Source organism: Rhodococcus sp. NPDC055112 (genome assembly GCF_053607505.1).
Genome location: NZ_JBSGTR010000040.1, coordinates 41,440 through 51,337, shown reverse-complemented (window position 1 = coordinate 51,337; position 9,898 = coordinate 41,440). Strand labels below are relative to the sequence as shown.

Annotated in this window: 2 protein-coding genes; both read right to left on the bottom strand. The window is 72.9% G+C overall.

Going from position 1 to position 9,898, the window contains the following annotated elements; all coding sequences use genetic code 11:
* Nucleotides 1-51: 51 nt before the first annotated feature.
* Entirely contained in the window at nt 52-468 is a 417-nt protein-coding gene (acpS, locus tag ACWFRB_RS17670) for a holo-ACP synthase AcpS (protein ID WP_072753448.1), read from the bottom strand.
* Nucleotides 468-9,770 carry a fatty acid synthase subunit beta domain-containing protein gene (locus ACWFRB_RS17665; protein WP_452642405.1) on the bottom strand — a complete coding sequence of 3,101 codons (9,303 nt, stop codon included), beginning with the start codon at nt 9,768-9,770 and terminating at the stop codon, nt 468-470. The genes acpS and ACWFRB_RS17665 overlap by 1 nt, the downstream gene beginning before the upstream one ends.
* Between the last annotated feature and the right edge of the window lie 128 nt (nt 9,771-9,898).

Here is a 9,898-nt window from a genome sequence, read left to right as displayed (position 1 = left end):
GCCCGCGGATCGCTCCGCGGGCCGGCCTCGTTCAACAACTCGTCCGTTCGCCTAGTCGGCGACCGGCACCACCAGGTCGGGCTCCTCGATGACGACCATCGCGCCCGCCATGTCGCCGTCGTGGGTCAGCGACAGGTGGATGATGGCGCCGGGCAGGAACTCGGCGGCCTCGTCGTGCAGCTTGATGCTCGGCCTGCCCCACGCGTCGTTGACCACCTCGATCTGCGCGTAGGCGTTGTCACCCACTGACGGCGGCCGGGCGAACCGGGACGACGCCCAGGCCTTGATCACCGCCTCCTTCGCCGCCCAGCGCACCGCGTAGTGGCGGGCCGGGTCGGTGCTCTTGGACTCCGCGTAGCGGCGCTCCCCCGGCCGGAAGCTGGACAGCATGGCCGTTCCCGGACGCTTCATCTGCTCCGCGAACTCGGTGACGGTGACCAGGTCGTAGCCGATTCCCAGGATTGCCATCACTGGCACCCCGGCAGACCGGAACGGTAGACATCGTCGGCGCCGAGCCGGGCCTGCTCGTGCAGCAGCATGTCCGCCTCGAGCTGACGAGCCGCCTTCGCGGGCACCGCATCCCCACCGAAGCGACGGTCCGCCGGCCGCTCGTACAGGTCCGCGCCCCCGCACATCGCCGACGCGAGTCGACGCTGCCCGGCGATCGTCCGCTCCTGCGCCTTGGCCAGGTAGTCCGCACGCGCGGCCGCCGGGATCGACTCCACGAACGCCTGCGGGTGCACCACCGCGATCAGGCCGGACACGTGACCGAAGCCGAGGCTGGTCAGCAGGCCCGCCCTGAGCGGGAGCCGCTCGCCGAAGCGAAGCGGTTCACGCGGCCAGACCAGGTGCGAGAACTCGGTCATCTTCTCGTCCACGCAGTCCAGGCTGCGGTTCGGCGGGATGACGCCCTGGGCGAGCACCTGGCACAGGCCGATCAGCTGGAACGCGGCGGCGCCGCCCTTCGCGTGCCCGGTCAGGCTCTTCTGCGAGACCACGAACAGCGGGGCCCCTGCGCTGCGACCCAGCGCCGCCCCGAGCCGCTCGTGCAGCTCGGCCTCGTTCGGATCGTTTGCCGCCGTGGAGGTGTCGTGCTTGGACACCACGGAGATGTCGTCGGCGGTGACACCGAGCGCGTTGAGCGAGAGCGCCAGCTGCGAGTCCTGGCCGCCGCGTCCCGCACCGAGCGCGCCGATCCCGGGGGCCGGGATCGAGGTGTGCACGCCGTCGGCGAACGAGCCGGCCCACGCGACAACACCGAGCACCGGCAGTCCCATCTCCAGCGCCAGGTCTCCCCTGGCCAGCAGGATGGTGCCGCCGCCTGCCGACTCGACGAACCCGCCGCGCCGACGATCGTTGGCGCGGGAGAACCGACGCTCGTCGATCCCCTTGGCCAGCATGTCCTCCGACTTCGCCGTCGCGGACATGTCGCCGAAGCCGACGATGCCCTCGATGCCGAGGTCGTCGAACCCGCCTGCGACCACCAGCTGCGCCTTGCCGAGTCGGATCTTGTCGACGCCCTCCTCGACCGAGACCGCCGCCGTGGCGCAGGCCGCGACCGGGTGCACCATCGCGCCGTAGCCGCCGACGTAGGACTGGACCACGTGCGCCGCGATGACGTTCGGCAGCGCCTCCTGCAGGATGTCGTTCGCCCGCGACTCACCCAGCAGGGTGTCGATGTAGAGCGAGCGCATCGAGGTCATGCCGCCCATGCCGGTGCCCTGGGTGTTCGCCACCGCGGAGGGGTGCACCCAGCGCAGCAGCTCCGAGGGGGTGAAGCCGCCGGTGAGGAACGCGTCCACCGTGGTGACCAGGTTCCACAGACCCACCCGGTCCACCGAGCCGGCCATGTCCGCGGGGATGCCCCACTTGGTGACGTCGAAACCGGTGGGGATCTGGCCGCCGACGGTGCGGGTCAGCTTCGCCTTGCGGGGCACCCGGATCTCGGTGCCCGCCCTGCGGGTGACCTGCCAGTCGCCGCTGTCCGGGACCACCGACGCGACGGTGTGCTCTGGATCGGAGTCGACGAAGGCCCTGGCCTCCGCCTCGCTGCCGACCACGAAGGTGAGGTCGTTGTCGAGGAACACGGAGGTGAGCAGCGGGGCCGTGTTGTCCACCATGGCGCCCTCGTCACCGTAGGTGCGGATGCCGCACCTCTCGACGACGGTGTCGTGGTAGCGGTCCGCGATCTCCGCCTCCGGCACCAGTTCACCGGTCTCGGTGTCGTACCAGCCCGCGACCGGGTCGCTCTCCCACGTGACCAGCCCGGTGTTCCAGGCCAGCTCGAGAACGCCTGCCGCCGAGAGCTTCTCGTCGACCTCCATCTCGAAGCGGGTGCGGGACGAACCGTAGGGTCCGAGCTCACCGGCACCGACGATGACCACCAGGTCGGACGGGTTGACGTCCAGCTCGGGCCACGACGGCGCGGCAGGGGCGTCCCCGATCCGCGGCGGCGCGGGCAGCGCGTCGACGGTGTCGGTCGCGTCGTCCTCGGGCTCGACCGCCGCCGCCTTCTCGGCGTCGGCCGCCTCGCGAGCCAGGGCGACCAGGTCCAGGTCGACCTCCGCCAGGCCACCGGTCAGGTCCAGCTGGACCGGCGCGGCGGCGGCCGCGGTGACGGTCTCCTGCGTGCAGGCGGCCAGCAGCTGCTCGGCCATCTCGTCGGTGGACCAGGTGCGCACGCCCTTGGCCTCGACGGCCTCGACCATCGGGTCGTTGCCGCCCATCAGCCCGGTGCCGCGCACCCAGCCGATCAGCGCGTGCACGAGGGTGACGCGCTCGGCCCAGGTGCGCTCGGCGTTCCAGCGCATGACCACCGCGTCGAGCGCGGCCTTCGACTCGCCGTAGGCGCCGTCGCCGCCGAACAGGCCCCGGTTCGGGGAGCCCGGCAGCACCACGTGCAGGTGCGTGTCGACGTCGCGGTCGTAGCCGATCTTCGACAGCCCGCCGATCAGCCGCTCGACCGACCACAGCAGGACCCGCATCTCCATCTCGGCGCGGGCTCCCGCGTCGGAGAGCTCGCCGCCGACCCGGGGCGCGGCGAACGGGAAGAGCATCGTCGGGGTGACGGCCTCCTTGACCAGCTTCTTCGCTCCGCCCGCGGTCTCCGTCTGCTCCTCGCCGATCCAGGAGATCAGCGCGTCGACGTCGGCGTAGGACGCCATGTTGGCAGGCACCACCCAGAGGGCTGCGCCGGCACGGGCGTTGGCGCGGTACAGCTTCCGGTAGAAGCCGAGCCGCTCGGAGTCAAGGCGCGAGGTGGTCACGAAGACCGTCGCACCGCCGCGCAGCAGGCCACCCGCGACCGAGGCCGCGATGGAACCCTTGCTGGCGCCGGTCACGACCGCAACCTGGTCGGCCCAGACGCCGGCCTCGTCGTCTGCGACGGCGGCCGCTGCGGCGATGTCGGCGTAGGCCTGCACGAGCTCCTCGCGGCCCTCGGCCTCGGCGCGCTGACGCCACCAGTCCGCATGCGCGGCCACGGCGCTGCCCGCGCCGGTGAAGTCGGCCTCGGTCACGGAGACCACGGTCGCGTGGTCGCCGATCCACAGTCGGGCCAGGTCCTCGCGGGCGGTCGCCCACCGGTCGTCGATCAGGACGGCCTTGCGGTCGTCGAAGGCGGGGGCGACCAGGCGCGGCCAGTCCGCACCGAGCTCGGCGGACACCAGGTCGGCCAGTTCGGTGTCGGCCGCGACCGCCACGGTGGGCTCGTCCGACAGTCCGAGCTGCTCGAGCACCAGCCGGGCCGCGGAGGCGAGCACGCCGTTGCGGCCGGTGATGTGCTCGGTGAACTCGCCGAGCGCGGCGGCGTCCACGGTGCCGCCTGCCCCGCCACCGGTGGCGGGCAACGACACGGCGACGCCCCGACGGGAGGCGACGGACTGGACCGCGGCGTCGATCACCGCGTCCACGGCGGCGCCGTCGGAGAGGGCGCCCTCGTGCAGGCCGCCGAGCGCTCCGCCGCGAACGCTCGACCCGTCGCGGGTTCCGAGCGCCACCTCGGCGGTGACGTGGCTGGCCCAGCCGGATCCGAGCTCCCACACCTTGGCGACCCGCTCCGCGATGGCGGCGGGGCGCTTACCCGACGGCCCGAAGACCTTGCGCAGGTGGTCGTTCACCGAGTCGGTGAGCACCGGACCGAACGGCTTGTAGGTGCGGGCCAGCTTGTTGACGGTGACCGCGAGCGAGCCCATGTCGGCATCCGCCGCGCCGTCGATGGCGCCGAGGGACAGCTCCGCGCCGAGGTCGACGAGCAGCTGGTTGCGACGCGAGGACACGCCGTCGCAGAGCGCCTCGATGGTGTCGACGGGGCCGATCTGGTCGGGGCGCAGCTTGGTCCACAGCCCGATGAGCACGGCGGTGGCGTCCGATGCCGAGAACGCGATGTCGTCGGGGCGCGGGCCGCCGGTGGCCGCCGCAGGGGCGGCGACGGGTGCGGGCGCCGCCGCGGCGGCTGGCGCCTCCGCGACCGCTTCCGCCACCGGCTCGTCGTCCTCGACGGGCGCCGGGTCGGTGTCGGTCGAGAAGACGATGCCCGCCTCGCGCTCGATGTTGAGCACCTCGACCGGGTTGCCGAAACGACCGGGCAGCTTCAGGGTCTGCGAGGCCAGGTTCGCCACGGTGGGCACCGCGCCGAGGCCGATCTCGACGAACCGCTCCACGCCGAGGCCACCGTCGACCTCGTCGGCGAACAGCAGGTCCTGCGTCTCGATCCAGCGCACCGGGCTGGCGAACTGCCAGGCCAGCAGCTCGGACAGCACGATGCGGGTCAGGCTCGCCGGATCGGCCGCATGCCCGTCGAAGTCCGCGAGCACCGCGGCCAGCGGCTCGGAGGGCACCAGATCGGCGATCTCCTGGATGAACTCGCGCTCGAGCGAGAACGGCTTGGGCACCAGGTTCGGGATGTAGCGCCCGATCAGGATGGCCGGGTCGATGTCCTGCGGGAGCAGGTCGAGCAGGCGACCGCGGAAGTCGTCCACGCCGCCGCGCAGCACGGTCGAGTGGAACGGCACGTCGATGCCCGGGATCTGGATGTATGCCCGCTTGCCGCCGGTCTCGGCGCGCTTGCGGTCGATCTCCTTCTCGAGCGCATCGAGTCCCGCGACCGTGCCCGCGATGGCGTACTGCGAGCCGCGCAGGTTCAGGTTCACGATCTCCAGGAACTCACCGGTCTCCTCGGCGACTCCTCCAATGAACTCCGCGAGGTCCTCGTCGGCGACGCCGATCTGCGACGGCCGGATCGCGGCGAGGCGGTAGTCGGAGCGGCCCGCAGCGTCGCGGGGCACCAGGGCGTGCATCGCGGAACCGCGCTGGAAGACCACCTCGAGGACGGCCTCGAGCGGCAGCACCCCGGCGACGGCCGCCAGCGCGTTGTACTCGCCGACCGAGTGGCCGGCCAGCAGCGAGTCCTCCACGAATGCGCCGGCCTCGCGCAGCTCCGCCACCTGGGCGACTCCCAGCACGGCCATGGCGACCTGGGTGAACTGGGTCAGGTGCAGGACACCGTCGGGGTGCTTGTGGGTGACCCCACGCGCCTTGAGGACGGTCGGGTTGTCGCGGACGACGGCCAGGATCGAGAAGCCGAGGGTCCCGCGGGTGTGCTTGTCGGCGCGGTCCCAGATCTCCCGCGCGGCCTTGGACCTGGCGCGGGCGTCGAGGCCCATGCCGGGGCGCTGGATGCCCTGGCCGGGGAAGGCGTACACGGTCTTCGGCGCGGCGGTGCGGCCGGAGGCGACCATCACCAGGTCGCCGTCCACCCGGCAGCCGACCTCGATGACCTCGGCGCCGCCGTCGTAGGCGACACGGTCGACGCGGACGTCGATCTCGGCGCCCGGGCGGACCATGCCGAGGAAGCGAGCGGTCCACGCGGTCAGCCTGCGCGGCGGCACGGTCGCCGACGGGTCGACGGCGGTGACGACCTGCTGGGCGGCGGCGGAGAGCCACATGCCGTGCACGATCGGGCTGCCGAGCCCGGCGAGCAGCGCGGCCGCGTCGGAGGTGTGGATCGGGTTGTGGTCGCCCGAGACGCCCGCGAACGCGCCCATGTGCCGCGGCGCGACGATCGTGGCCTGGCGGCGACGGCGGCGCGGGGTGTCGGTGGCCGCGTCGGTCAGCGAGCCGCCTGCGCGGGCCGGGTCGGCCAGCTCGCCTGCACCGGTGCGGCCGCGGATCGCAAAGCGCTCCACCAGCTTTGCGAAGGTCGGTGCGGCGGTGCCGTGCTCGCGCATGGCCCCCACCTCGACGTGCACCTCGACGACGCGACCCATGTCGGTGTCGACGACGGAGACGGACTCGGCCTTCACGGTGAGCACGCTGGTCTCGGTCGGGATCGCCCCGACGAGGTCAACGGCATGGTCGAGGTGGACCAGGTCGAGCATGCCCTCGATGACGTGCGCACCCTCGGCCGTGGTGGCGGCGCCGAGCACCGCGAACACGGCGGGCCAGCAGGCACCGACGACGACGTCCGGCACCGCACTGGTGCCGATGGCGAGCGACTCGGGCAACCCGGCGCCGGTGACGCCTGCGTGGTCGGCGACCCGGTCGGGCACCCAGGCGAGGTTGACGCGCGCCACACCGTTCTTGACGGCGGGCAGGTCCTGGCCTGCCGCGACCCCGAGCAGCGCGGACATGGCGGCCTCGGCGTCCGCCGCGGTCACCACCGGGGCGCCGCCGTCACGGGTCGAGGCGGGCACGGTGATCCGGATCCGCACGGCGCGGTCGGCGACCAGCGGAACGGTCAGCTCGGCGTGCTCGGCGTCCACCGCATGCAGGGTGGCACCGGTCCTGGCGTGGGTGGCACTGTCGCCGTCCCCGGCGACGGTCCAGTCGGCCAGGTCGCCGAGCCGGTGCACGGGGTTGCGGGTCAGGCGCGAGGCCCACAGCACGTCGGGCGCGGACAGCACGACACCGAGCAGACCGCGGGCCGTGGCCGCGTGCCTGCGGCTCGCGACGGCGGCCGGCGTGGCGCCCTCGGCCAGCAGCTCCTCAGTGGTGGCGCGCTCGAAACGGTCGAGCAGGTCACCGACCGGCTCGTCCACCTCGGTGATGCCCGCGACGGCGACGGTGCCGGGGATGATGCACACCTGGTCGGCGGTGTAGCGCGGATCATGCGCCTGCCACAGGGAATCCGAACGCCACCAGCGGCGGACGTCCTTGTCGATGACCGGCACGAAGTTGACCGGCTTGCCAGGCGTCTTGCACAGGGCGGTGAAGAACGGCACGTCGGCCGGGTGCAGCACGACGGCGCCCGCGTCCGGGTAGGCGGCCTTGAGGGCGCACAGCGCGGCCTCGGGGCGCTCGAGTACCAGCTCGTCGTTGAACAGGGTCCGGATCGGACCGCGGTCGTTGCGGTGCAGCCGGGCCTCGGCGCGGCGGAGCATCTCGGCGAAGCGGTCGCGCCAGGTGCCGTCGAGCCAGACCGACTCGGTCGCGTCGGCGTACGCCTCCGCCCAGTCGGTGCCGCAGTCGAACGTCTTGGCCGAGTCGATCCCGACGGCCAGCTCCAGGTAGCGGCGCAGCCAGCGCTCGTAGGTCATGGTGGCGACGTCGCCGAAGTAGGGCTTGGCCGTGACGTCGAGCGCGGCGATGATCTCGTCGCGGCGCTGCGCGACGGCGTCGGCGTCACCGGCGACCTCGTCGAGCAGGCGGCCGGTGCGCGAGGCGGCGTTGTCGATCTCGTGGATGTCGGCGCCGAGCTGGCTGCGGCCCGAGGCCATGCCGCCGGTCGCGGTGCCCGCCCCGACCCAGTCGGGGGTGCCGGGGGTGTCCACCAGCAGCTGCTTCACGTCGGGGGCGGTGGTGGCCTCGAGCGTCGCCATGGCGGCGGTGCCGACGAGGATGCCGTCCACCGGCATCGCCGGGTAGCCGGCCTCGGTGGACCAGCGCCCGGTCAGGTAGTCGGCCGCCCGCTCCGGGGTGCCGATGCCGCCGCCGACGCAGATCACCAGGTTCGGCCGGGCACGCAGCTCGGCGTAGGTGGTGACGAGCAGGTCGTCGAGGTCCTCCCAGGAGTGGTGCCCGCCGGCCTTGCCGCCCTCGATGTGCACGATCACCGGGAAGTCGGGGACCTCGTTGGCGATCCGGATGACCGAGCGGATCTGGGCGACCGTGCCGGGCTTGAACGCGACGTGGCCGATGCCGACCTCGGACAGCTCCTCGATCAGCGCGACGGCCTCGTCCAACTCGGGGATGCCCGCCGTCACGATGACGCCGTCGATCGGGGCGCCCGCGGAGCGCGCCCGCTGCACCAGCCGCTTGCCGCCGAGCTGGAGCTTCCACAGGTAGGGGTCCAGGAACAGCGAGTTGAACTGGACCGCGCGGCCCGGCTCGAGCAGGGTCTGCAGCTCGGCGACCCGGTCGGTGAAGATCTTCTCGGTGACCTGGCCGCCGCCGGCGAGCTCGGCCCAGTGGCCCGCGTTGGCCGCCGCGGCGACGATCTTCGCGTCGACGGTGGTCGGGGTCATGCCTGCGAGCAGGATCGGCGAGCGACCGGTCAAACGGGTGAACGCGGTCTCGACGCCGACCTTGCCGTCGGGCAGCGACACCAGGGTCGGCTTGAACTCGCTCCAGGCCTTCGCCACCTCGGGCGCCGCACCGGGGGTGATGAGGTGGCGCTGGCCCACGCGCGTCGACGCCGCGACGATGCCGACGCCGTGCCCGCGCAGCGAACCGGCCGTCATGCGGGTGAGCAGGTCGCCGGGACCGAGGTCGAGGACCCAGGCCGCGCCTGCGTCGACCACGGAGTCCACCGCCGCGACCCAGTCGACGGGGTCGACGAGGCAGAGGCGGGCCAGCTCGCTCGCGAGTTCGGGGTCGAGTCCGCAACGGACGGCCCAGGCGCCGACCGTGTCCACGGCATCAGCGAGCGCCGGGTGGTGGAAGCCGATCTCCACGGCGAGCGGCTCGAAGACCGGCGCGAACACGGCGCCGCCGCGCTTCTTGGCGTCGCGCTCACGCGCCTCGTCCTCGGCGATCTGCTCGGCCCGCTGCTGGACGCGTGCCAGCTGCGCCGGGGTGCCGGAGACCACCACGCGACGGCGGGCGTTGCGGATGGCCATCACGGCAGCGCGCTCGGCGTCGACGCCGGCGGCGACCTCGTCAACGATGGCCTGGATGCGATCGGGGTCGACATCGGAGATGGCGAGCATGGGGGCGCGCTCGGCGCCGCCGATGACGCCGCGACGACGGCCGACCAGGACCGCTGCCGCGCCGATCAGCTGCGCGATGGCCAGGAGGGCGCCGTCGGTGTCGCCCCCGTCGGCGACGGCCTGCACGCCGAGCATCCCCTGCGAGTGCCCGATCACGGCGACCGGCGGGTTCTGGGCGGGGTCGAGGCCCTGCAGGCGCACCGAGCGCAGGGCGGCGAGCTGCGCGAGGAAGACGCCGGGCAGTGAGACCGACGCGGAGGTGAGGGCCGCGGCGGAGGGACCGGCCGGAGTGACGTCGTCGTCCACGACGTCCTGTTCGAGGATCCAGCCGATCGGATCGAAGCCCGCGGGCCGGACCACGAGCAGGTCCTGCGCGACGGGCGCGAGGAGGGCGGCCGCCTCGTTGACGAGATCCGTCATGTCGGGCTCGAGGCCGTTGTCGCGGATCAGCTCCTCGAGGGGGGCCAGCCATGCCGCGCCCTGGCCGCCGAACGCGAGGGCGTACGGCTCACCGGCCACGAGCCGATCGCGCAGCGCGGACTTCGGAGACCCGGCGCGCGCAGAGATCCGCGACCCTCCGGTGCCGCTTCCCTTACCCACCGGCGTGCTCTCGTCGATCGTCACGATTGACTGTCCTCTCCTGGTCGATGCCCACCGAGATCTCGGGCCACACGCGGCACATCGGCAGGCCGCGGACGGATCTTCGGGGACGCGATCAGGCTCGCACAGAATGGTGAGGATTTCCTCACGTT

Coding starts and splice junctions, on each gene's coding strand:
- acpS (WP_072753448.1), bottom strand. CDS start 468: ATGGCAATCCTGGGAATCGGCTACGACCTGGTCACCGTCACCGAGTTC.